General features: G+C 44.1%; 14 protein-coding genes, 1 other RNA gene and 3 pseudogenes. 5 read left to right on the plus strand and 13 right to left on the minus strand.

The genetic code is table 11. The features are described 5' to 3' along the window. A pseudogene (locus tag H2672_RS12980) lies at positions 1-2,791 on the minus strand (hypothetical protein); the annotation flags it as partial. Between the two features lie 1,131 nt (positions 2,792-3,922). Here H2672_RS12980 and H2672_RS19685 point away from each other — a divergent pair. The 3 genes and pseudogenes from H2672_RS19685 (at position 3,923) to H2672_RS12990 (ending at position 5,835) form a co-directional block, all read left to right on the plus strand. Next, positions 3,923-4,331 (plus strand): annotated as a pseudogene (locus H2672_RS19685) (DUF2975 domain-containing protein). A 52-nt stretch (positions 4,332-4,383) separates the two neighbouring features. Further along, positions 4,384-4,608, plus strand: a pseudogene (locus H2672_RS12985) (helix-turn-helix domain-containing protein). Positions 4,609-4,743: 135 nt separating this feature from the next. Then, positions 4,744-5,835 carry a glycosyltransferase gene (locus H2672_RS12990; RefSeq protein WP_186672054.1) on the plus strand — a complete coding sequence of 364 codons (1,092 nt, stop codon included), beginning with the start codon at positions 4,744-4,746 and terminating at the stop codon, positions 5,833-5,835. 635 nt (positions 5,836-6,470) lie between these two features. On the opposite strand, the gene H2672_RS12995 is transcribed toward H2672_RS12990, so the two are convergent. Then, positions 6,471-7,679 (minus strand): hypothetical protein, encoded by a 1,209-nt coding sequence (locus tag H2672_RS12995; protein WP_186672055.1) that lies wholly within the window; start codon positions 7,677-7,679, stop codon positions 6,471-6,473. 65 nt (positions 7,680-7,744) lie between these two features. Then, positions 7,745-11,467 (minus strand): hypothetical protein, encoded by a 3,723-nt coding sequence (locus tag H2672_RS19690; RefSeq protein WP_186672056.1) that lies wholly within the window; start codon positions 11,465-11,467, stop codon positions 7,745-7,747. Between the two features lie 906 nt (positions 11,468-12,373). On the opposite strand from H2672_RS19690, the gene H2672_RS13005 reads away from it, so the two are divergent. Both H2672_RS13005 and H2672_RS13010 read left to right on the plus strand, forming a co-directional pair. After that, on the plus strand, positions 12,374-12,934 hold the full coding sequence (locus H2672_RS13005; RefSeq protein ID WP_370569649.1) for a collagen-like protein: 561 nt from the start codon (positions 12,374-12,376) through the stop codon (positions 12,932-12,934). Positions 12,935-13,705: 771 nt separating this feature from the next. Continuing rightward, positions 13,706-14,197, plus strand: coding sequence for a TcaA NTF2-like domain-containing protein (locus H2672_RS13010; RefSeq protein WP_186672057.1), 492 nt, complete (start codon positions 13,706-13,708; stop codon positions 14,195-14,197). 247 nt (positions 14,198-14,444) lie between these two features. Here H2672_RS13010 and ssrA read toward each other — a convergent pair. The 10 genes from ssrA to gap all read right to left on the minus strand — a co-directional run bounded on the left by ssrA (position 14,445) and on the right by gap (position 25,378). Beyond that, positions 14,445-14,803: a transfer-messenger RNA gene (gene ssrA, locus H2672_RS13015) on the minus strand. A gap of 78 nt (positions 14,804-14,881) precedes the next feature. Continuing rightward, positions 14,882-15,349 (minus strand): SsrA-binding protein SmpB, encoded by a 468-nt coding sequence (gene smpB / locus H2672_RS13020; protein WP_186672058.1) that lies wholly within the window; start codon positions 15,347-15,349, stop codon positions 14,882-14,884. A gap of 49 nt (positions 15,350-15,398) precedes the next feature. Further along, positions 15,399-17,732, minus strand: coding sequence for a ribonuclease R (gene rnr, locus H2672_RS13025; RefSeq protein WP_255485817.1), 2,334 nt, complete (start codon positions 17,730-17,732; stop codon positions 15,399-15,401). A 48-nt stretch (positions 17,733-17,780) separates the two neighbouring features. Beyond that, complete coding sequence (locus tag H2672_RS13030; protein WP_186672059.1) at positions 17,781-18,527, minus strand: alpha/beta hydrolase; 747 nt, start codon at positions 18,525-18,527, stop codon at positions 17,781-17,783. A 534-nt stretch (positions 18,528-19,061) separates the two neighbouring features. Then, complete coding sequence (secG, locus tag H2672_RS13035) at positions 19,062-19,289, minus strand: preprotein translocase subunit SecG (protein WP_067206024.1); 228 nt, start codon at positions 19,287-19,289, stop codon at positions 19,062-19,064. A gap of 175 nt (positions 19,290-19,464) precedes the next feature. After that, positions 19,465-20,760, minus strand: coding sequence for a phosphopyruvate hydratase (gene eno / locus H2672_RS13040; protein WP_186672060.1), 1,296 nt, complete (start codon positions 20,758-20,760; stop codon positions 19,465-19,467). A 15-nt stretch (positions 20,761-20,775) separates the two neighbouring features. Next, on the minus strand, positions 20,776-22,302 hold the full coding sequence (gene gpmI / locus H2672_RS13045) for a 2,3-bisphosphoglycerate-independent phosphoglycerate mutase (RefSeq protein WP_186672061.1): 1,527 nt from the start codon (positions 22,300-22,302) through the stop codon (positions 20,776-20,778). Continuing rightward, a complete protein-coding gene (gene tpiA / locus H2672_RS13050) occupies positions 22,295-23,056 on the minus strand; it encodes a triose-phosphate isomerase (protein WP_186672062.1) in 762 nt (253 codons plus the stop codon). Before tpiA ends, gpmI begins: the two co-directional genes overlap by 8 nt. 15 nt (positions 23,057-23,071) lie before the next feature. Next, the gene (locus tag H2672_RS13055; RefSeq protein WP_186672185.1) at positions 23,072-24,253 is read right to left on the minus strand and encodes a phosphoglycerate kinase; all 1,182 of its coding nucleotides are present in this window, start codon (positions 24,251-24,253) and stop codon (positions 23,072-23,074) included. 117 nt (positions 24,254-24,370) lie between these two features. Next, complete coding sequence (gene gap, locus H2672_RS13060) at positions 24,371-25,378, minus strand: type I glyceraldehyde-3-phosphate dehydrogenase (RefSeq protein ID WP_186672069.1); 1,008 nt, start codon at positions 25,376-25,378, stop codon at positions 24,371-24,373. Positions 25,379-25,414 lie beyond the last annotated feature (36 nt).

Consider the following 25,414-nt stretch of genomic DNA (forward strand, 5'->3'; position numbering starts at 1 on the left):
CTCCTGTTGCTCCTGTTGCTCCTGTTGCTCCTGTTGCTCCTGTTGCTCCTGTTGCTCCTGTTGCACCAGTGTCGCCTGTAGCTCCGGTTATTCCTGTAGCCCCGGTGTTGCCCGTTACCCCGGTAGCTCCGGTTGCACCAGTTCCACCTGTTGCACCAGTTGTTCCGGTTGCGCCTGTATCGCCTGTAGCCCCAGTATCGCCCGTTACTCCGGTTGCGCCAGTATCGCCTGTTGCTCCAGTTGTTCCAGTTGCACCTGTATCGCCTGTTGCTCCGGTTGGTCCGGTTGCGCCAGTTTCACCTGTAGCCCCAGTTGGTCCGATTGCACCGGTATCGCCTGTTGCTCCGATTGATCCGGTTGCACCAGTATCGCCTGTTGCTCCAGTTGGTCCGGTTGCTCCAGTATCTCCTGTAGCCCCAGTTGTTCCGGTTGCTCCAGTATCGCCTGTTGCTCCAGTTGGTCCCGTTGCTCCGGTTGGTCCGGTTGCGCCAGTTTCACCTGTTGCTCCAGTTGGTCCGGTTGCGCCAGTTTCACCTGTAGCCCCGGTTGCACCAGTTTCACCTGTTGCTCCAGTTGGTCCGGTTGCGCCAGGATCGCCTGTTGCTCCAGTTGGTCCCGTTGCGCCAGGATCACCTGTTGCTCCAGTTGGTCCGGTTGCCCCAGTTGTCCCGGTTGCACCAGTATCGCCTGCTGCTCCGGTTGTTCCGGTTGCGCCAGTTTCACCTGTAGCCCCAGTTGTTCCAGTTTCGCCAGTTGCGCCAGGATCGCCTGTAGCCCCAGTTGTCCCGGTTGCACCAGTATCACCTGCAGCTCCAGTTGCTCCGGTTGTTCCGGTTGCGCCAGTATCGCCTGTTGCTCCAGTTTGTCCGGTTGCTCCAGTATCGCCTGTTGCTCCAGTTGTTCCGGTTGTTCCGGTTCCACCAGTATCGCCTGTTGCTCCAGTTGTTCCGGTTGCGCCAGTATCGCCTGTTACTCCGGTAGCTCCGGTTGCACCAGTTTCACCTGTAGCTCCAGTTGTTCCGGTTCCACCAGTATCGCCTGTTGCTCCAGTTGGTCCGGTTGCGCCAGGATCGCCTGTTGCTCCGGTTGCTCCAGTTTCACCTGTAGCTCCAGTTGGTCCGGTTGCGCCAGTATCGCCTGTAGCCCCAGTTGTCCCGGTTGCACCAGTATCACCTGCAGCTCCAGTTGCTCCAGTATCACCTGTTGCTCCGGTTGTTCCGGTTGCGCCAGTTTCACCTGTAGCCCCAGTTGTTCCGGTTGCTCCAGTATCGCCTGTTGCTCCGGTTGTTCCGGTTTCACCTGTAGCTCCGGTTGGTCCGGTTGCGCCAGTATCGCCGGTTGTTCCGGTTGTTCCGGTTGCACCTGTATCGCCTGTTGCTCCAGTTGATCCAGTTGATCCGGTTGCACCTGTATCGCCTGTTGCTCCAGTTGGTCCGGTTGCTCCAGTATCGCCTGTTGCTCCAGTTGCTCCGGTTGTTCCGGTTGCGCCAGGATCGCCTGTTGCTCCGGTTGTTCCGGTTGCGCCTGTAGCTCCAGTTGGTCCGGTTGCGCCAGGATCGCCTGTTGCCCCAGTTGGTCCGGTTGCGCCAGGATCGCCTGTTGCTCCGGTTGTTCCGGTTGCGCCAGGATCGCCTGTTGCTCCAGTTGATCCGGTTGCGCCAGGATCGCCTGTTGCCCCAGTTGGTCCGGTTGCACCTGTATCGCCTGTTGCCCCAGTTGTTCCAGTTGCACCAGTATCGCCTTTAGCTCCAGTTGGTCCGGTTGCTCCGGTTGCGCCAGTTTCACCTGTAGCCCCTGTTGGTCCGGTTGAACCTGTATCGCCTGTTGCCCCAGTTGTTCCAGTTGCACCAGTATCGCCTTTAGCTCCAGTTGGTCCGGTTGCTCCGGTTGCGCCAGTTTCACCTGTAGCTCCAGTTGGTCCGGTTCCGCCAGTATCGCCTGTTGCTCCAGTTGGTCCGGTTCCGCCAGTATCGCCTGTTGCTCCGGTTGGTCCGGTTGCTCCAGTTTCACCTCTAGCTCCAGTTGGTCCGGTTCCGCCAGGATCTCCTGTAGCCCCAGTTGGTCCGGTTCCGCCAGGATCTCCTGTAGCTCCAGTCGTTCCGGTTGCGCCTGTATCGCCTGTAGCTCCGGTTGCTCCGGTTGCACCAGTATCGCCTGTAGCTCCAGTTGGTCCGGTTCCGCCAGGATCTCCTGTTGCTCCTGTTGGTCCAGTTGCGCCAGATTCACCTGTAGCCCCAGTTGGTCCGGTTGCGCCAGTATCGCCTGTTACTCCGGTTGCTCCAGTATCGCCTGTAACTCCGGTTGCTCCGGTTACGCCGGTTGCGCCAGGTCCACCTGTAGCTCCGGTTGTCCCGGTTGCGCCAGGATCGCCTGTTGCTCCAGTTGGTCCGGTTCCGCCTGTATCGCCTGTTGCTCCAGTCGTTCCGGTTGCGCCAGGATCGCCTGTTGCTCCAGTTGTTCCGGTTGCGCCTGTTGGTCCGGTTGGTCCGGTTGCCCCAGTGTCGCCTGTTGCTCCAGTTGTTCCGGTTGCACCAGTTGCGCCTGTTGCTCCTGTTGGTCCAGTTGCTCCAGTTGGACCTTTATGTCCTCTTCTACAACCACAAGAGTCGTTATCGCATTTACAACAGTTACAGCACTTACAACATTTATTACATTCCTTACACATATTTAACTCATTTGACTCATTTAACTCATTTAACTCATTTAACTCATTTAACTCATTTGACTTATTGCACTCATTACACTTATTAGAACTATTATATTTACGATTATTGTAATAATGATAATTCATTTGTTCACCCCCTTCCGTAACATTCTATTCAGGTAATAGTTGAACGGACGGGTTAACACCTGATTGTTTTAGAAAGTATTCAATAAAAGGGGGCAGGTCGTATACTTCCTCTTAATTGTATTAAAAGAAGATTTTTACCTTTATTTTAGATACGATCTCGAACTGGGATTTATACCTATCGTTAAGTTGTTTATCTGTATATGTCGGTATTTTAGTAGTAAACACAGGAGAGTTTACAAGTAGACTAAAAATGGTCTGTAAAGTAGAAGTAGAGAAGCAAATGGTGTTAGGTTATTAAGTTGAGAGCATCCAGCCATAACACAGTAGGAATAATCCATTAAGGTATATTCGTATTAATATAGTCTTGTAAAGGTTGCAGAAAAAATGGATACGTTGGGGTACTAAATCGATGACCGCCCTTTAGATAAAGAAGATAATAATTTCAGGTTCGCACTAGCGTTGCGAATCAGTAAATTTAAGTAAAATAATCTAGTTAATCGAAACTCAGTGATTGAATAAACGCAAAAAAATCTCCTAATGTAGATAGGGAAAGTCTCAGGAAAATCGCGATGGGTATTCGTTCTAAAAATAACTTCAAATAGAAATTGGTAAAAAACCATTAGTCATTCACAAATTAGTTGACGGCTTAACGAGGTAAATACTGCAGATTTGGCAGACCTACTAGGTGGTCTAACCAGACATTACTCGTTATTGCAGAAGAACGCGAATGACCTACCAACCTACGACAACCAGTTGGACATTCTTACATTCCATGCGGATATTCGTTTTCGACTCGTTAAAAATACTATTACAGGACTTTAACCGAAAGCTGAAAAAGAGCACAGAACGACAGTAAGTACGGATTAAAGAACCCAAAACCGTGCGATATGGAGAAGATTTTGCCATTGTTAGTCCACTTACCAAAGAGCACTTCGTCCAGAAGGAAAAAAGAGAAAATAAAGCAATAATAACTAAGTGTAAAAAAGGGAACTAAGTCATCTATGGAGGCCTGTTCCCTTTTTGAAATTTCCAAATGTAATCGCGATATAAAAAATGAATATATTTATCATTTTGGTATCCATGCAACGCTAGTGGTTTTATCCCTCACTAGGAACAAAACTCTTTTTAAAGATAGCTGTAATTCTTATTGGAATTCCAGTACTTGCTTTGTGCTTATTTTTGGTGCCTGAGATAGCAAATTTTGCAGCGAAATTGTATCCAGATAGTGCTTATATAAACTATCTCGTTGTAATCGATCCGTATGCAGCCGCAATACCTTTTTACTTTACACTGTATCAGCTTTTTAACTTTTAGACTATATCGACAAGAACAAAGCGTTCTCCGTATGATCTGTAAAATCATTAAAGAATATTTAATACTATGCAATCACAATTAGTATCTTTTATGTGGTAGGCATGCCACTGTTTTATCTAATTGCGGAGGTGAACGACGCCCCAGGTATCATAGTAATCGGATTAGTAATTATTTTACTTCAATGACAATTGCAGTCTTTACGGCTGTTCTCCAAAAGATTTTATAAGAGGCGATTGATATAAAACGAGAAAATGACTATACGGTCTAAGGTGAATGAAATGGCGATTATTATCAATATTGATGTGATGCTGGCTATACGAAAAATGAGCTTAACAGAACTTTCGGAGAGGGTTGGAATAACGATGGCTAATCTTTCTATATTGAAAAATGGAAAGGCGAAAGCAATTCGGTTATCCACTTTAGAGTAGATTTGTAAGGCTTTTGAATGTCCGCCTGATGATATTTTAAAATACCAAAGTAATAAAGACACCAGGAATTACTAGAGTAGGGATAGTTAAAATGGGCTTGTTAAGGGGGACGAAAAATAAATGCGTTAGGATACCTAAATAGGAACGATAGGTTATTCAAGGGACAAGTAATTGTAACATACAAATAGAGTGACGAAGAGGAGGTATGGAGTGGTCTCAATCAGTTTATGTATGATTGTTAAAAATGAAGAAGATACGATTGCTCGTTGTTTAGAATCTGTAAAGGATATTGTGGATGAAATCAATATCGTGGATACAGGTTCGACCGATCAAACGAAAGAGGTACTAAAAAGGTACACCAATCGTATCTATGATTTTGAATGGGTCCATGATTTTGCAAAGGCAAGAAATTATGCCTTTCAACAAGCAACAAAAGATTTTATTTTATGGTTGGATGCGGACGATGTACTTTTGCCAGATGATCAAGATCAATTGAAAGAGTTAAAAAAGAATCTCGATTTATCAATAGACTCTGTGACGATGGATTATAACCTTTCTACCGATCAGCATGGAAATGTCGTTTCGCGTTTGAAACGAAACCGTTTAGTGAAACGAACAAATCAGTTTAAATGGATAGGTGCTGTACATGAATATTTAGAAGTGTCTGGGGCTATTTTCCATAGTAACGTTGCCGTAACCCATCATAATTTACGTCATGATACGAATCGGAATTTGCTTATTTATGAAAAACAATTAGCTAATCATATAGAATTCTCGCCTCGTGATTTATTTTACTTTGCCAATGAATTGAAAGACCATGGAATGTATTTACGTGCAATTGAGTTTTATGAAAAGTTTCTCTTAACGGAGAAAGGGTGGATTGAAGATAATATTTCGGCTTGTAGTAGACTAGCCGATTGTTTTTTTGAGTTAGGAGAATATAAGAAAGAATTAGAGTCCAATTTACAATCTTTTCAATATGATCAGCCTCGGCCAGAAATTTGTTGCCGGTTAGGTTTCTATTTCCTGAAAAAGAAGGAACTATACACGGCAATTTTTTGGTATAGTTTAGCGACTGAAATGAAGCTCTCCAACCAAAATCTTGGTTTGCAGTACCCAAAATTTTCGACTTGGTTACCCCATTTACAACTCTGTGTTTGTTACGATCAGTTAGGTCAACACAAAACTGCCTATGAACATAATGAAAAGGCGAGACAATATAGTCCAGATGATTCAAGAATTCTTCAAAATAAAGAATATTTAGAGTCTGTCCTCTTGAGAGGGCATAAGCAAAATGAATAATATACAAATAAAGGTCCTAGTATGAACTATTTAAAGATAGACTTACCAAAGAAATACCACACTTAGCTATTCGTCGGGACGTCGATGTGTATTGTTTTCGTTTATTCGATTTTGGGATGATGCACATTATAAATAAGATCCATTATGGCAAGATCATACGGTTTATCGTCCATTTCTTATTCGATATCGGAAAGACTTCGAATATAAATGGAAAGAAACACTTCAGCATTGTGGACGGTTCCCAGCCAATATTTTTGAACCAAACACGAACTATCTAACTTGCGTTTAAAACATTTAGGATGGGCAAAACAAGAGGTTCGTGTAAACAAATTCAATCGCTATCAACAGTTAGACCCGGATGGTATTTATGGGAATAAGGCTCAATACCAATCCATATTAGACCCTTCTCCACATCTCATACGTTGGACAGAGTAATATCTTTTCAATTTAGTAGTTGATAAAAACCTTGGATAAGGTGTTTAATACTTTGGAACTTTGTTCAACCGGCCATTAAGTTAAACTAAGTTCCTTTTTTTCTGCAGTCCTGGACTAAGGTCCACAAAAAAAGCTACCGGCTTTATCGGTAGCCTTACAAGAGAGAGTAAATAAAGCTAGCTAGGATTATCCCGTAGACTTTACCAACTCTCAGATACTCTAAATACCACATCAACAGTGTTAGAACCTCCACCACCAATATTTGCCACAGCTAATGTCACAAACGCATTTTCAGGAAGGGTGAAATCTAAAAGTTCTGCACTAGCTAGAATGTTACTACCTCCAGAGCCACCACCAGTAACACCTTGAAACACTACTACGCCTCCAGTAATCGTTGTCGACGTATTATTTACCAAAAGGGCTGTTTCGTTAGTAGGAATGATAGTGTTAGCTGTCGGATAATTAACAAATGTTCCATTTAACGTTCCACCCAAAAGAACTTGATAACTTAAATCTTTTGTTGAAATAATGTTAATTTCTTCTAAATCTATTTGAACTGAATTGGTTCTGCCTGAACCTACCGGGAATACTGTTTTTCTTGCAAATGAAATGACAGGCGTTAGTGTTGATGTAACATTTGTAACTCTTCTTCTTTCGGAAGTGATTCTAAACTCGGGATTATATTTCCCTATAATACTATACTGTCTTCCTCCAACAAAAAGCGAAAAGGCAGTAGCGGTTCCATTATTATCAACTTGTGCTCGTAAAGGAAGGTTTGGATCAACAAAACTAGTTTGCCCAGTGGGGGAAAATCGATTAACGGTAATCACTTCTTGAGCTAAAGTAGTAGGGTTAGGAATTACAACTCTAAATTCTATAACGCCATACCCATACCAAGTAAATACTATTTGAAATATATTTCCTTTTGATAAATTTAGGGTCGCTCCACTTGGGCCTGTTCCGTTTAATTTATCTACGTTCCAAGTACTTTGAGGGAAGATTATATCGGTTCCTGCTCTTCGAACAGCCACGAATGGACCTGTACTATTGACTCCAAAAAACGCTCCGTTTTGACTGTCAAATAATCCCCATCGACCAACTTGATTGCCTGTAGGCAAAGTAGGAATTCGGGCACCAATTCCAGCTTCCCCTGCAAATCCCGGTTCATATCTACCTCTTAATACACTTTCTAAAATAGCAGAAGCTGCTCCACTAGCCGTATTGTTAAGGTTATATTCTGTACCATCGTTTGTAACTGCCCCACCTCCAATAGTCGTTATAGCATCTCTCAGACTCGATATGCCATATACCGAAGTTAACTCCACTATTGGAAATTTCTCGGCTATCCTTAGCTCATCAAATTGCGAACTCAAGTTTGGGCCGATATTCGAAATAATTATATCTGACATTAAATTTCCTCCTTTCAATTAGGTATGGGAGAAAAACAACTATTTCTCTCCCATGCCTGTTATTTTTACCATTCTTCAGTAAGACTAAAGGTTGCAGTAACAGTATTACTACCACCGCTTAAATTTGCCACAGCGAGTGTGACGGTTTGAGTATCTGGCAATTGGAAATCCAATAAGGAAGCTGAAGCTAAAATTCTAGCACTCCCATCAACTCCTGCTGCTAATCCTTGTAAAAGTACTTGCCCTCCCGAAATTGTCGTTATCGTACTATTAACAGTAAGTGCTGTCTCGGATAGTGGGATATTAGTAGTCGCAGTTGGATAGTTTACAAAAGTTCCATTGATAGTTCCACCTAGTATGACTTGATAGTAAATATCGTCTGAAGTTACTAGATCAATACCTTCAAGTTTTATACTAACTGAATTGGATCTAGCTGAACCCGCTGGGAAGATCGCCTTTCTTTGGAAGGATAGAATTGGTGTTAAAGATCCTGTAGCAGTTACTGTTCTTCTTTCAGAAGTAATGCGGAAAACCGGATTATAGGTGCCTAAAATACTATATTGTCTTCCTCCAACAAATAAATTGAAGGCGGCTCCTGTACCGTTATTAGCGATTTCTGCACGAAGAGGAAGGTTTGGATCAGCAAGACTTGTTTGCCCAGTTGGAGAGTATCGATGAACAGTTATTACTTCCTGTGCTAAAGTTACAGGATTAGGGAGAACGACATTAAATTCAATTACTCCATAGCCATACCAAGTAAATACTATTTGAAATATATTTCCTTGCGCTAAGTTAAGAGTCTCTCCACTTGGCCCAGTTCCATTTAGTGGATCAACGTTCCATGATGATTGAGGAATAACTGTGTCAATACCTGCTCTTCTAATAGCTACAAATATTCCATTTGTTACATTTTGACCAAAGTACATTCCGTTTTGTCCGTCAAAAGCTCCCCATCTGCACACTTGATTGCCTACTGGTGGTAATGGTAAACGGATACCTATTCCTGCTTCAGCCGCGTATCCAGGTTCATATCTTCCTCTCTCGGAGCTTTGTAGGGTAGCACTATCGATACCACTTGCTATTGTACTTAATTGGAACTCACTATTATTGCTTCCTACTAAACCAGAGCCAGTTACGGTAACGATGTCTCTTAAGTTGGACAAACCATATACAGAAGTCAATTCAATTATCGGTGTTTTTTGACTGACTCTTAATTCGCTAAATTGAGAGCTAACATTTGGTCCAACACCTGCTATCGTTACGGTAGAGCCTATAGTACCGGTTGGTCCAGTTACTCCGGTGGCTCCGGTTATTCCCGTTGCACCGGTGGCTCCAGTTACTCCGGTTGCTCCGGTCGCTCCCGTTGTTCCAGTTGTTCCAGTTGTTCCGGTTGCTCCCGTGGCTCCAGTTACTCCGGTTGCTCCTGTTCTTCCGGTTGCACCAATTTCACCTTTTGCTCCGGTTGCTCCCGTTGCTCCAGTTGTTCCGGTTGCTCCCGTGGCTCCAGTTGTTCCCGTTGCCCCAGTTGAACCAGTTGAACCAGTTGCTCCGGTTGCTCCCGTTGCTCCAGTTGTTCCGGTTGAACCAGTTGAACCGGTTGCTCCCGTTGAACCGGTTGCTCCAGTTGAACCAGTTGCTCCGGTTGCTCCCGTTGAACCAGTTGCTCCGGTTGCTCCCGTTGAACCAGTTGCTCCGGTTGCTCCAGTTGTTCCGGTTGCTCCCGTTGCTCCAATTGTTCCAGTTGCTCCACTTGCTCCGGTTGCTCCGGTTGGTCCAGTTGCTCCGGTTACTCCAGTTAATCCGGTTGCACCTGTATCGCCTGTTGCTCCGGTTGCACCTGTATCGCCTGTTGCCCCAGTTGGTCCGGTTGCACCAGGATCGCCTGTTGCTCCAGTTGTTCCGGTTGCACCTGTATCGCCTGTTGTTCCGGTTGCGCCAGGATCGCCTGTTGCTCCAGTATCGCCTGTAGCCCCAGTATTGCCCGTTACTCCGGTTGCGCCAGTATCGCCTGTTGTTCCGGTTGTTCCGGTTGCACCTGTATCGCCTGTTGTTCCGGTTGCTCCAGTTTCACCTGTAGCCCCAGTTGGTCCGGTTGCTCCAGTATCGCCTGTTGCTCCGGTTGTTCCGGTTGCACCTGTATCGCCTGTTGCCCCAGTTGGTCCGGTTGCACCAGGATCGCCTGTTGCTCCAGTTGTTCCGGTTGCACCTGTATCGCCTGTAGCCCCGGTTGTTCCGGTTGCGCCAGGATCGCCTGTTGATCCGGTTGTTCCGGTTGCGCCAGGATCGCCTGTTGCTCCGGTTGGTCCGGTTGCACCTGCATCGCCTGTTGCTCCAGTTGTTCCGGTTGTTCCGGTTGTTCCGGTTGAACCAGTTGCTCCAGTTGTTCCGGTTGCTCCAGTTGCTCCAGTTGCTCCAGTATCGCCGGTTGAACCGGTTGCGCCAGGATCGCCTGTTGTTCCGGTTGCACCTGTATCGCCTGTTGCCCCAGTTGGTCCGGTTGCACCAGGATCGCCTGTTGCTCCAGTTGGTCCGGTTGCACCTGTATCGCCTGTAGCCCCGGTTGTTCCGGTTGCGCCAGGATCGCCTGTTGCTCCGGTTGGTCCGGTTGCTCCAGTATCGCCTGTAGCCCCGGTTGTTCCGGTTGCGCCAGGATCGCCTGTTGCTCCAGTTGTTCCGGTTGCTCCAGTATCGCCTGTTGCTCCAGTTGTTCCGGTTGCTCCAGTTTCACCTGTAGCCCCAGTTGTTCCGGTTGCTCCAGTATCGCCTGTTGCTCCAGTTGCTCCGGTTGGTCCGGTTGTTCCGGTTGCACCTGTATCGCCTGTTGTTCCGGTTGCTCCAGTTTCACCTGTAGCCCCAGTTGGTCCGGTTGCTCCAGTATCGCCTGTTGCTCCGGTTGTTCCGGTTGCGCCAGGATCGCCTGTTGATCCGGTTGCACCTGTATCGCCTGTTGCTCCAGTTGATCCGGTTGCACCTGTATCGCCTGTTGCTCCAGTTGTTCCGGTTGAACCAGTTGCTCCAGTTGTTCCGGTTGCTCCAGTATCGCCTGTTGCTCCGGTTGTTCCGGTTGAACCGGTTGCGCCAGTATCGCCTGTAGCCCCAGTATTGCCCGTTACTCCGGTTGCGCCAGTATCGCCTGTTGTTCCGGTTGGTCCGGTTGCACCAGGATCGCCTGTTGCCCCAGTTGTTCCGGTTGCACCAGGATCGCCTGTTGCTCCAGTTGGTCCGGTTGCACCAGGATCGCCTGTTGCTCCAGTTGGTCCGGTTGCTCCAGGATCGCCTGTTGCTCCAGTTGGTCCGGTTGTGCCAGTATCGCCTGTTGCTCCAGTATTGCCCGTCACTCCGGTTTCGCCAGTTTCACCTGTAGCTCCAGTTGGTCCGGTTGCGCCAGTTTCACCTGTAGCCCCAGTTGGTCCGGTTGTTCCGGTTGCGCCAGGATCGCCTGTTGCTCCAGTTGGTCCGGTTGCTCCTGTTGCTCCAGTTGCTCCTGTATCGCCTGTTGCTCCAGTTGCCCCGGTTGCACCAGTTATTCCGGTTGCCCCTGTATCGCCTGTTGCTCCAGTTTCTCCGGTTGCTCCAGTTGCTCCAGTTGGGCCTTTATGTCCTTTTCTACAATCACAAGGGTCGTTATCGCATTTACAACAGTTACAGCACTTACAACATTTATTACATTCCTTACACAGATTAGGCTCATTAAACCCATTTGACTCATTTGACTCATTTAACTTATTGCACTCATTACACTTATTAGACCTATTATATTTTCGATTATTGTAATAATAATAATTCATTTTTTCACCCCCTTCCGTAACATTCTATTCAGGTAATAGTTGAGCGGACGGGCTAGCACCTGATTATTTTAGAAAGTATTCAATAAAAGGGGGTAGGTCGTATACTTCCTCTTAATTGTATAGAAGCAAGACTTTTACTTTGATTTTGGATACGATCTCGAACTTGGATTGATACCTATCGTTAAGTTGTTTTCCTGTATATGTCGGTATTTTAGTAGTAAACACAGGAAAGATTACAAGTAGACTAAAAATGGTCAGTAAAGTAGAAGTAGAGAAGCAAATGGTGTTAGGTTACTTAGTTGGAAACATCCAGCCATAACACAGTAGGTAAAATCCATTAAGGTATATTCGTATTAATATAGTCTTGTATAGGTTGCAGAAAAAATGGATGCGTTGGGGTACTAAATTGATGACCTCCCTTTAGAAAAAGTAAATAGCACTAAACAAATTAAAGGGAAAGCTACAAGCGAGTTGCATAAAGTAATCCGATTCGGATGTCTAAAAAGACTATATATTATGAAAGAAGAGTAAAACCTTTTTCTGGTCAATGAATACAAATAGAGGATTTATCTACTAATGCTAAGGGGCAAAATGCATGCAAATAACACATGTAAATGAGTGCTGTAAACCAATATGGTTTTAGCGCTCATTTGTTGTTATGCAGAAGCTTCTAGAGAATACTGACTGCTTAGATATGCCGATGCCCACATAATTTTATTGGATTTAACATTCTATTTTTAAATCAGTAAATGGATCAATAGAATTAACTAATGTTTCTATTTTAAATACATATCTGTTCCCCTCATTGAAATCCATTACTTATCATAGCGAGGACTCTTTGATCATTCTTTATAGCACAAACAGTTCTGGTTTTTACTTCATATGTTAGAGGAGATGATAAAGGAGGTGATTAATTTGTTAAATAATTGCAATAACTGTAATAAGTGTAATAAATGCCGTGATATTTATCCGCTTCCCATACCTCCAAAGCAAAAATGCAACTGTCCACCTGGTCCTCCTGGTCCTCCTGGTCCACCAGGGGGTGTATCAGCCTTCGCAGATTTTTTTGCACTGATGCCTCCTGATAATGCAGCAACAGTTGCTGTTGGTGCAGACGTGGATTTCCCACAAAATGGACCTACTAGTGGGACGGATATTGTCAGAGCTTCTATCAATTCTTTTACCTTGGCTGCAATTGGCACCTATCAGGTAATGTTTCAGGCGAGTATGACCGAACCGGGGCAACTAACGTTAACTCTCAATGGCGCAGATTTAGCCTATACCGTGGTTGGGCGAGCAACAGGCACTTCTCAGATGGCAGGAATGGCTCTTGTGCAAACGACAGTAGCCAATTCAATACTCACAGTACGAAATCCTGCTGGGAATTCCACGGCGCTAACCATGACACCTATCGCTGGGGGAACAAGGTCTGTTTCAGCACACCTTGTAATTACCCGACTACAATAGACGCGGAAAAATAAAATGACCTAGTCTATGTATATCAGTTTGGATAACGTGTTAATGCTAACTTGTCGCTTGTTTATAGTGGTTTAAGTGAATGTAATGTCACGAACATCTTTCTTAATGCTAAGCAAAAGGACCTTCAATATGCTAAAGGTCCTTTTGCATTTTATTTTTGCTGACGTATAAATTTGGGGTATCCGTGCAAGAAATAACAACGAAATATCCAAACAATTTTATAAAAACGCAATATACATTAGAATGGAAGCCTTAGTATTTAATTTACTTCCACCAGCTAGAGTTTACAAAAATACTGATGTGGCACTAGAATGATGTCTTAAAGTCAATATATCTTTTGCGCTAGCAGTAACAATAACCGCTACTGGATTCGGTTGATTAACATCCCCAGAGCTATTGTTGGGTCCGTCGACAGAACTATTCTGATAGAGAATAAATTGATTTGCATCTACTTCTGTTATTTGGAAGAAGATTATGTATCCGCCAACACTCCCGAAAATAATTTAGTAATTTAAGATATTCTATTACTTTGGTTATAGTTGACAGTGAAGGTCTCTTTGATCGGGTTGAAAAGGGAAAGTACTGAATTGCTTCCTATTACATATATAACTCAACGTTTATTGTTTTATTATTGGGGATTAGTTTGGTCTGCCTGTGCACCAGACAATTCTAATCAATTCTGAATCGTGTCCGAATTGCGCAGTACACAGGCAGCACCCACTCATGGTCGACCTTCTGGATTCATGGGCAAAATCCCCTATGACGAATCATCAAGTTGCCGGCGTATTCGATTTTTATGATGAATACACCGATGATAGTACTACCACGGGAGCGGAAGAATATTACGACGAGTACATCGAGGAGCAAGAAGTCTCTGTCATGCCCAATGTCTATTTGGATGAAAATGAATTAGAAAGCTTCATCCTAGAATTTCGTGACATGTATGCAATGGCTTTGCAGGATGAAGACTTTAACTGGATTCAAGACATGGTGCTGCCAGGTAGTGTTGCGTACAGCGAACTAGAAGACTATATAGCAGAGATTGCGGGTCAAGGCATGACATTTAACTTCACGAACAATACAGTCACAGGCATCGAAATCGGCGACCAAATAGCTTATGTATCGACATTTGAACAATTTGACTTTATTACAGCAACTGGGGAACTCATCTACTACGAGCGCGAAAAAGACTATACGGTTATTGTTGATGAATACGGGTACTACAAGATAACGGACATTTTTATTTATTAATAACAGGGCTGCTAATACGCGGATTAATGAAGAGTGATTGTGCTAATTTTCAGGACCTATGCGTTAATCTAATCATTAAATTCCCTACAGAAGTAAAATCGATTTACAATAGCCTATGCACCTATTAAATTTCCAGAATCTCGACAAAAAAGACGATTTCATCTATTAGTAGATGAAATCGTCTTCTTTTTTAAATCATGTTACCATAATGATGCCACACACCGCTTAAACGTTGCTGTGACAACAAGTATGGAGACGGCGGGAGTCGAACCCGCGTCCAGAGGCTCTAACACTTAAGCATCTACGCGTGTAGATTGACTATTTGGTTTCGCGTGGCATTATGCCATCAATCAAGGCGTCATGTACGCTATCTTGGAAGTCTCTTCCGACTGCCTCAAGAGGCAACAGCCGTCGTATCCCACTAAAGGTTAGCCCTGCAACGCCACATGGGCGATGAAATTACAAGGCAGATTCAACAGCTTACGCTGCGAATGCTAGGTTGTTGTTAGTTTTGCCTGTTATTATAAGGTGTCGTTTCTGACGGAGCCGAACCCTCCGACGCGCAACTCAAGCTCAGACTACCCCTGTCGAATCCGTAACGTCCCCAAAGGGATGTCAGGAGAACCTATTGAAAGGCTTCTGAACTACTTACTATACTTATTGTAACTTATCTTAACCTATACTTCAATATTTTTGCCTATCTCTAAGTGCACGATCGATTTCACGTTTCGCATCTTTTTTCTTAAGATCTTGACGTTTATCGTAATCTTTCTTCCCTTTACCAACACCAATTAACACTTTTGCAAAGCCGTCTTTTAAATACATCTTAATCGGTACAATAGCAGATCCCTGCTCTTTCGTTTGCCCGATCAATTTGCTAATCTGCTTTTTATGAAGAAGTAGCTTTCTAGAACGCAACGGATCATGGTTGAACTGGTTTCCGTGATCATATGGACTAATGTGCATATTGGAAATCCACGCTTCGTTATTACGGATTCTTACAAACGCATCACGCAATTGGACTTTACTATTACGAATTGCTTTGATTTCCGTACCCAGAAGGACAATACCTGCCTCGATTGTTTCTTCGATTGCAAAATCATGATTCGCCTTTTTATTGACGGCGACTACCTTCCCTTGGCCTTTCGCCATTTCTTTCACCCCTTGTGAAAACCTCAGAGCGGCCTAGACCGCTCCGGCTTTACTTTTTCTTTTTAGGCCTAGGTTTAAGTTTACTACCCGCTTTTTTAGCTGCGCCTTCATAGAACTTTTTCTTTTTATTGTATGTGCCAGATTTCTTTTGATCTTTTGATTTGTCGCCAGACTTATTGTCGCCTTCTTTTTTCTTAGCATAAATAACTTTCGGCGTTTCTTTACGTGTACGACGGAAGTTTTGTTTCATCCCAACGATTTCAAAATCGATTGTCGATTCTTCAGGTTTCACAGCAATAACTTTGACGGTTACTTCGTCGCCAAGCCTATATTGCTTGCCTGCACGTTCACCAATCATCATCATTTGTCTGTCGTCAAATCGATAATAATCATCTGTCATATGGCTAACATGAACAAGCCCTTCGATTGTGTTTTCCAGTTCGACAAACAAACCAAAGTTTGTAACTGATGAAATAACGCCCTCGAACTCTTCGCCAATTTTGTCGAGCATAAATTGAGATTTTTTCAGTGACTCTGTATCTCGTTCTGCTTCAACCGCACGGCGTTCTCTTTCCGATGTATGCTCTGCAATATCGGATAATATCGCACCCCAATGTGCAAGCGTCTGTGCCGAAACATCTTTTTCAATTAGATATGTCCGGATTAAACGATGGACAATCAAATCTGGAAAGCGGCGGATTGGTGCCGTGAAATGGGTATAAAAATCAGTAGATAATCCAAAGTGACCCAGGCTTTCATCGAAATACTTCGCCTGTTGCATTGAACGAAGGAGCATTGTCGATATAACCGTTTCTTCAGGAAGACCTTCAATTGATTCAACAATTTCCTGTAGCGCTTTTGGATGGACTTTATTGCCAGTTCCTTTGACAACAACGCCGAAGTTCGTTAGGAATTCGAAGAACCGTTGTAATTTTTCAGCTTTGGGATCTTCGTGAATCCGGTAAATGAACGGTAGTTCAAGCCTGTGGAAATGTTCCGCAATCGTTTCGTTCGCAGCAAGCATGAATTCTTCTATGAGGCGTTCTGATACAGTACGCTCCAAAATGACAACATCCGTTGGCCATCCTTTTTCATCAACAAGGATTTTCGATTCCTTGAAATTGAAATCAATGGCTCCACGATCTTCTCTTTTCTGTTTCAAAATAGCAGCGAGGTCTGCCATATGATTAATCATAGGAACAACATTTGCATATCGAGTTGAAAGTTCTTCATCTTTTTCTTCGATGATTTTATAAACTTCATTATAGGTCATACGTTCTTTCGAGCGAATAACACTCTCAAATATCTCATGATCGATGACCTTCCCGTTGCGGTCTATCGTCATTGTACAAGACAACGTAAGCCTATCGACACCAGGGTTTAATGAACAAATTCCGTTCGATAATCTATGCGGCAACATCGGAATAACTCTATCCGTCAAGTAAACACTAGTTCCGCGATCATAAGCGTCATCGCCCATTGCTGAATTTTCTGTCACATAATAACTGACATCCGAAATATGAACAGATAATAGATAGCCACCATTGTCATTTTTCACAACTGAAATAGCATCATCAAGGTCTTTCGCGTCTGCACCATCAATTGTGATCGAAAGTTCTTCACGAAGGTCACGACGGTTGATCAAATCTCTTTCCTGAACTTCATCAGGAATCTTATTTGCCTGGTCTAGTACTGCTTGTGGAAAATCGACTTCAATTCCATGCTTATGAATAATAGACAAGATATCAACGCCGGGATCATTTCTGTGACCAAGGATTTGTGTCACCATACCTGTTGCTGACTTCCCGTCAACAGGCCAGTCTGTTATTTCAACAACGACTTTATGACCGTCCACCGCATCAAGTGAATCCCCTTTGCCGATGAAAACGTCCATAGGTAATTTTTTATCATCAGGAACAACGAAACCGAAGCCTTTATTGTTCTGGTACATACCAACTACCTTTGTCGTTTTGCGTTCTACGACACGTGTAATTGCCCCTTCACGTCTACCGCCTGATGTAGCGTTAACGACACGTATGAGGACAGTATCCCCGTTCATCGCACCATTAACTTCATGTGGGGGGATGAATACATCATCCATTCCTTCTTCTTCCGGTGCTACAAAACCAAAGCCTTTTGCATGCCCGATGAATTTTCCACGCAGGAGATTCATGCCTTCGGGTACGCCATAACGGTTCGATTTAGAACGAATAATTTGCCCTTTTTGTTCAAGGTCCACAAGCATTTTCACTAGTTCCTTAAACTCCGCTGCCTGTTCAAATCCCATTACTTCCTGGATTTCCTGTACAGTTAACGGCTTATACGATTCTTCTTTCATTAGAGACAGCAATTTTTGCTGAATGTCTTGCTCTATGCTATCCAAGTTGCATCACTCCTTATAAGTATATAGTATGGTCATTGGTCTAATCTTTCACTCATTCCAGTCCAATGATTCCAGGAATCTCAAAATATCTTCATGAAGTGTCACTTTTTCAGGTCCAAGCGTAATGACATGTCCCGATTGTTCATACCATTTAATGTGTTTTATGTCTGATTCGGTATTGTCATAAATAACGTTTGCAGAATCGGTATCGATAACATCATCGTATGTAGCTTGCACAACCAATAGTGGTGCATAAATGTGGTCGATATGATTGCGTACATCATAGACGAGTGAGCGAAGTTCTTCCAGAGAAGGCATATTTTGCGCACGTAATGCCTCTATATCTCTTTCGATGTCAGCATCGTCTTTCCCTTCAAACTTCTTATACTCTCGAGCATATTTAAGAACACCTTCATACATAAGGTCAGTTGTTTTCATCGACATCGGCGCGCACATTGTAACAATGCCCTTCACTGGCTTGTTATACCCCAATTTGAGCGAAAATACGCCTCCTAAAGACAATCCCGCAACTGCAATCTCATCATAGCCAGCTTCCTTTAATTGATTATAACCCTTAAGAACATCTTCCCACCACTCTTCGGGACCCGTGTGGATCAATTCTTCAGGAGGAACACCGTGGCCTTTGTAATGAGGTGCAAGCGTTGTGTAACCCTTCTTTTCAAGAAAACGTCCCAACATCCGGACATCCGCAGAGGTACCAGTAAATCCATGGAGCAGTAAAACTGCACGCTTCCCTCTTTCGAAAAAGAATGGTTTCGGTTGTGCAATTCTCATTTTGATCATCCCTTCGTAAGAAAAGCGTAAGGCGCCTGCTAGACGCGGCAGGCATAAGTCGATCCAGCGACGTGGCGCTCTTTGCCACATAGCTGGATTGCTTATGACCGAGCGGCTGGCGCCTGGAGTCTAGACACTAAGAAAAGCGCAAGCGCCTGCTAGACGCGGCAGGCATAAGTCGATCCAGCGACGTGGCGCTCTTTGCCACATAGCTGGATTGCTTTCAAGGAACCCAGCCTAAGTTCGCCGCGTCCTGCGGCAATGGCTGCGTAACTCACATCCTGTGAGCCTCCGAGCGGCTGGCGCCTGGAGTCTAGACACTAAGAAAAGCGCAAGCGCCTTGGTAGACCCGAAAAGCGCTAGAGGGCCTTAAGTAAAAGGCGCTCTTTGCCTTTAACTTAAGGACTAAAGCGACTCGAGGGGCTAGGCGCTGGAGTCTAGACACCGACCCCAGTAGAAAAACTTATACTTTTCTATTTTTAATAAAAAACGCCCGACCAGTCGGAAGGTCAGGCGATAGTGGTCTATTTAAGATTATACTTTCATAATGACGATCGCCAATACGATAAACAAAACAGCAAGTACAACTGTAACCCGTTGAAGTACAAGGTCAAGTCCTCGTGCTTTTTGTTTCCCGAAAAGTTGTTCGGCTCCACCAGAGATGGCTCCTGATAGACCTGCGCTTTTCCCAGATTGCAATAATACGACTACGATCAATGATAGTGCTACGATTACGAGCAGTGTCATCAGCAAAGTATGCATTTTGTTCCACCTCCCGATTCGAACTTCACAACAGTTCTATTTTACCAAAAAGGGACTGGCGTTACAACCTATTGTTCTAATTTTAAGACAGAAGTCTTAAGGGTCACCTTTTGAGTTTCCACTTAATCTCTCAAAAGGCAAAGAAAAACCCGCCTAAGCGGGTTTTGATCACTCATTATTTCTTCAAGTTATAAAACGTCTTAACACCAAGATACTCAGCAGTATCATCTAGCTGATCTTCAATACGAAGCAATTGGTTATATTTCGCAACGCGGTCCGTACGAGATGGTGCACCCGTTTTGATTTGCCCAGCGTTTGTTGCAACTGCGATATCAGCAATTGTCGTATCTTCCGATTCACCTGAACGGTGGGAAATAACAGCCGTATAGCCAGCGCGTTTCGCCATTTCAATCGCATCAAACGTTTCCGTCAATGTACCGATTTGGTTCACTTTAATAAGGATTGAGTTACCAATACCTTCTTCAATACCGCGTGCCAGTTTTTCTGTGTTCGTTACAAACAAGTCGTCCCCGACAAGTTGAACTTTTTTGCCTAGACGGTCCGTCAAAAGTTTATGACCCGCCCAGTCATTTTCATCCAAGCCATCTTCGATAGAGATGATTGGATACTTACTACAAAGCTCTTCGTACCAATCAACCATTTCTGCCGATGTTTTCACGATACCTTCTCCTGCAAGATTGTACGTGCCATCTTCTTTATTGAAAAACTCAGATGCTGCAACGTCCATTGCAAGAAGAACTTCCTCGCCTGGTGTGTAGCCCGCTTTTTCGATTGCTTCAAGGATAATAGACAACGCTTCTTCATTGGAAGATAGGTTCGGAGCGAATCCGCCTTCATCACCCACTGATGTATTCAAGCCTTTTGCTTTTAATACAGCTTTCAAGCTATGGAAAATTTCAGTCCCCATACGAAGTCCTTCATGGAATGAATCCGCACCGACTGGCATTACCATAAACTCTTGAATATCAACGTTGTTATCTGCATGCTCGCCGCCGTTTAAAATATTCATCATTGGCACTGGCAATTGTTTTGCGTTAATGCCGCCTAGATATTGATAAAGGGGAATATCAAGGTAATCAGAAGCAGCATGTGCAACAGCTATCGATACACCAAGAATTGCATTTGCGCCCAAGTTTCCTTTGTTAGAAGTTCCATCAAGTTCAATCAGCGCTTTGTCGATTGTCACTTGATCAAGGACTGAATACGCATCTTCCAATTCTTCCGAAATGACTTCATTAACATGGTCAACCGCTTGAAGAACACCCTTGCCGAAGTAGCGATCTGGATCACCGTCACGTAATTCTACTGCTTCGTATTCGCCTGTCGAAGCGCCAGATGGAACGATTGCCCGACCAAATGCACCGCTTTGGGTAAATACTTCAACTTCTACTGTTGGATTTCCACGTGAATCGAGTACTTCTCTAGCTTGGATAAGTGTAATGATTGGCATGTCATTCTCCCCTTTTTAAAATAATGGTGTGCCGGTCATTTCTGCCGGTTGGTCTACTTGTAACAATTTTAGCATTGTTGGTGCCAAGTCTGCGAGTTTACCGCCTTCACGCAGAACTATTTCTGACTTCGTAACGATAACTGGAACCGGATTCGTCGTGTGTGCCGTCATCGGAGCCCCGTCTAGTGTCGTTACTTCATCAGCATTCCCATGGTCAGCCGTAACGATTGCCGTACCGCCTTTAGCATGAATTGCGTCGATGATTTTGCCGAGGCATTCATCGACCGTTTCAATCGCTTTGATGGTTGGTTCCAGCATACCACTATGCCCGACCATGTCAGGATTTGCGAAATTGAGAATAATGGCATCAAAGCGATTTGCTTCAATTCCTTCAATAAGCGCTTCCGTCACTTCGTAAGCACTCATCTCTGGTTGCAAGTCATACGTTGCAACTTTCGGTGAGGCTATCAAAATACGTTCTTCGCCTTCGAATCTATCTTCTCTTCCTCCACTCATGAAAAAAGTGACATGAGGATACTTCTCAGTTTCTGCAATACGCAGTTGTGTCAATCCATTACGAGAAATGACTTCACCAAGTGTATTTTCTAGATTTTGACTACTATAGACGACATCTGCAACAACTTCGTCACTATAATGCGTGAACGTTACAAATTTCAAGTCCGTAAATTTCTTCGTTTCATTTTCTAATTCATCAAAAGAACTATCCGTAAATGCACGTGAAAGTTGAATCGCACGATCCGGTCGGAAATTAAAGAACACAACCGCATCTCCGTCTTCGACAGTTGCAACTGGTTTACCCAGTTCTTCGATCACGAATGGCACGACAAATTCATCATGAATCCCTTGTTTATAGGATGCCATTACGCCTGCTGTCGGCGTTGCCGCTGTTAGGGCAGTGCCATCTACAATTGCGCGGTAAGCCTTCTCAACACGCTCCCAGCGCTTATCACGATCCATCGCGTAATAACGCCCTGAAATACTTGCAAACTTACCTACGCCTAGCTCTTGCATAAACGTTTCAGTCTTTTCGATGTAATCAAGTGCAGACTGCGGACTTACATCACGGCCATCAAGGAATGCATGGACGAACACCTTATCAAGCCCGTTCAACTTCGCTAGGCGAAGGAGTGCGAATAAATGCTCATAATGGCTATGTACACCACCGTCGGATAGTAGCCCCATCAGATGAAGTGCAGAGCCATTTTCCTTCGCGTGCGTAACTGCCCGCAGAAGTGTTTCGTTATCAAAAAAGTCAGCTTCCCTAATTGATTTATTAATACGGGTCAGGCTTTGATAGACGACGCGACCAGCTCCAATATTCAAATGCCCGACTTCAGAGTTCCCCATCTGCCCTTCAGGAAGACCTACCGCTTCCCCACAAGCTGTCAGCGTTGAATGTGGAAAGTTGTTCCATAATAGATCGTAATTCGGCTTATTCGCCTGTGCAACTGCATTTCCTAGCTTGTCATCACGAAGGCCAAAACCATCCAAAATGATAAGCGCTACCGGACTTTTACTCATGTGCTCCAGCCTCTAGCAATTTCAAGAATGATGCAGCTTCCAAACTTGCGCCGCCGACAAGTGCGCCATCGATATGTTCCATTGTGAGAAGTTCTTCAATGTTATCCGGTTTAACGCTACCGCCATACTGAATACGGATTTGGTCAGCGACTGTTTCATTGTATAATTCGCCAATTGTCATACGGATTGCACCACAAACTTCATTCGCATCTTGTGCAGTTGCCGTTTTCCCTGTACCGATAGCCCAGATTGGCTCATAAGCAATGACTGCTTGTGCTGCTAAATCAGCGCTGATGCCTTCAAATGCTTTTTTCACTTGTCCTGCTACTAAATCGACTGTTTTTCCACTTTCCCGATCTTCAAGTGATTCTCCCACACAGACGATTGGTGTTAGCTTGTAATCGAATGCTGCATGAACTTTCTTGTTGACGGATTCATCTGTTTCGTTGAAGTATTGACGACGCTCAGAATGACCCAGGACAACATAGCCCACGCCGATTTCTGACAGCATCGTTGGACTGATTTCGCCCGTGAATGCTCCTTCTTTTACATCGTGCATCGTTTGTGCGCCAATACCGACGGCTGAACCTTTTGTTATTTGTACAAGTTCTGAAAGGTATAAAGCAGGTGGACAGATAACCGCTTCCAACTTTTCTGAAACTGGTGCTTTTTCTTGCACTTCTATCGCGAAGCTTTTCGCTTCTTCAAGAGACTTGTACATTTTCCAGTTACCCGCAATTATTCGTTTTCGCAAATTAGTTTCCCCCACTCATTTATCGTTTAATGCAGTGACGCCAGGTAAGTCTTTCCCCTCCATGAATTCAAGAGAAGCTCCCCCACCGGTGGAAATGTGATCCATTTTAACTGCTACGCCGAACTTTTCGACAGCAGCGGCTGAATCACCCCCGCCAATAACCGTATACGCTGTTGTTTCAGCCATCGCTTTTGCAACGCGTTGTGTTCCTCCAGCGAATGACTCCATTTCGAAGACGCCCATCGGCCCGTTCCAAATGATCAATTTCGACTCTTTAATAACGTCTGCGTAAAGTTCAGCTGTTTTCGGTCCAATATCAAGTCCCATCCATCCTTCTGGTATGGAATCAATTGCAACCACTTTCGTATTCGCTTCGTTTGAAAATGCATCCGCCACGACCACGTCCATTGGCAAATACAAATTAACGCCTTTATCTTTAGCCTTCTGAATAAATGAGTTTGCGAGGTCGATTTTATCTTCCTCTAGAAGCGAATTTCCTATTTCATGACCTTGCGCTTTTGTAAATGTATATGATAATCCGCCGCCGATAATCAAGTTATCCACTTTGTCTAACAGATGATCGATGACGCCAATTTTGTCTTTCACTTTGGCTCCGCCAATAATCGCTGTGAATGGACGGTCAGGCTCTGATAATGCCTTACCTAGAATGTCCAATTCTTTTTCAAGTAAGAGCCCAGATACAGCTGGAATATATTGCGCGATGCCTGCAGTAGATGCATGCGCACGGTGTGCAGCGCCGAATGCGTCATTGACGAAAAGATCAGCGAGTTCCGCAAATTGCTTCGCGAGTCCTGCATCATTCTTTTCTTCCCCTGCATGGAACCTAACATTTTCAAGCAGAACGATATCGCCGTTTTTCATTGTTGAAATGGTTTCCTCCACTTCTTTCCCAATGGATGAATCGAGCTTTGTTACCGGTTTGCCAATCAATACCGCAAGTTTTTCTCCTGCAGCAGTAAGCCGCATGTCTTCATTCACTTCGCCTTTTGGACGACCTAAATGGCTTGCTAGAATAACTTTTGCACCCTGTTCGACCATGTAAGTGATGGTCGGAATTGCTGCACGGATCCTTGTATCATCCGTTACATTGCCATCTTCCATAGGTACATTGAAATCCACCCGGCAAAAAACGCGTTTCCCTTCAAGCTGCATATCTTTCATCGTCTTTTTCGACACCATGAAAACGCCCACCTCCATATTTACTGAAAAAAAATGAGGAACGGGGTAATCCCCGCTCCTCTTACCCAACTATATTATAAGGGGTCTTATTGTTTATGGCTATATTTAACTGAATTATAGACCTTTACTGTGCATATAAAGCGCCAAGTCTACACAACGTGCAGAATAAGCTGATTCATTGTCATACCAAGTAATTACTTTCACCATGTTGTCTTCAAGGACCATCGTTGAAAGACCATCTACAGTAGATGATGAAGTATTTCCGTTATAATCTTTAGATACTAGTGGAAGTTCATTATAAGCCAAGAAACCTTTTAGCTCATTTTCAGCCGCGTTTTTCAATGCATTGTTCACATCAGCAACTGTCACATCTTTCTCAAGTTCAGCGACAAAGTCAACGAGTGAAACGTTTGGTGTCGGAACGCGGACAGCCATCCCATCAAGTTTCCCTTTCAATTCAGGAATAACTTTCGTTACAGCTGAAGCTGCGCCAGTCGTAGTTGGAATCATATTTTCTCCAGCTGCACGAGCACGTCTGTAATCCGAATGCGGTAAATCCAAAATGCGTTGATCATTTGTGTACGAGTGAATTGTTGTCATTAGACCGCGTTTTATGCCAAATTCATTGTGAAGTACTTTTACAACTGGCGCAAGACAGTTTGTAGTACATGATGCATTGGATACGATAGTATCTGTTTCCGGGTTATACGTTTCATGGTTGACACCCATAACAAGTGTTGTGATATCACCTTTAGCAGGTGAAGACAAGATAACTCTTTTTGCACCCGCTTCAAGGTGTTTGCTAAGTCCTGCTCTGTCCGTAAATACGCCTGTCGAATCGATGACAACGTCAACCCCAAGTTCTCCCCATGGTAGTGCCGCTGGATCTTTTTCTGCATATACTTTCACTCTTTTGCCATCGACAACTAGCGTGTCATTATCCGAACTGACTTCTGCGTCAAATACGCCATGTACAGAGTCATACTTCAAAAGATGTGCAAGCATTGCCGCATCCGTTAAATCGTTCACTGCTACAATTTCAATTTCCTCTTGTTTCAAAGCCTCACGAAATACTTTACGTCCAATACGTCCAAAACCGTTAATTGCAATTTTCAATGTCATAATCTATTCCTCCAAGTTGTTTTTAGTTTTATTAAG

Source organism: Sporosarcina sp. BP05 (genome assembly GCF_014282005.1).
In the GTDB taxonomy this organism is placed as follows: Bacteria; Bacillota; Bacilli; order Bacillales_A; family Planococcaceae; genus Sporosarcina.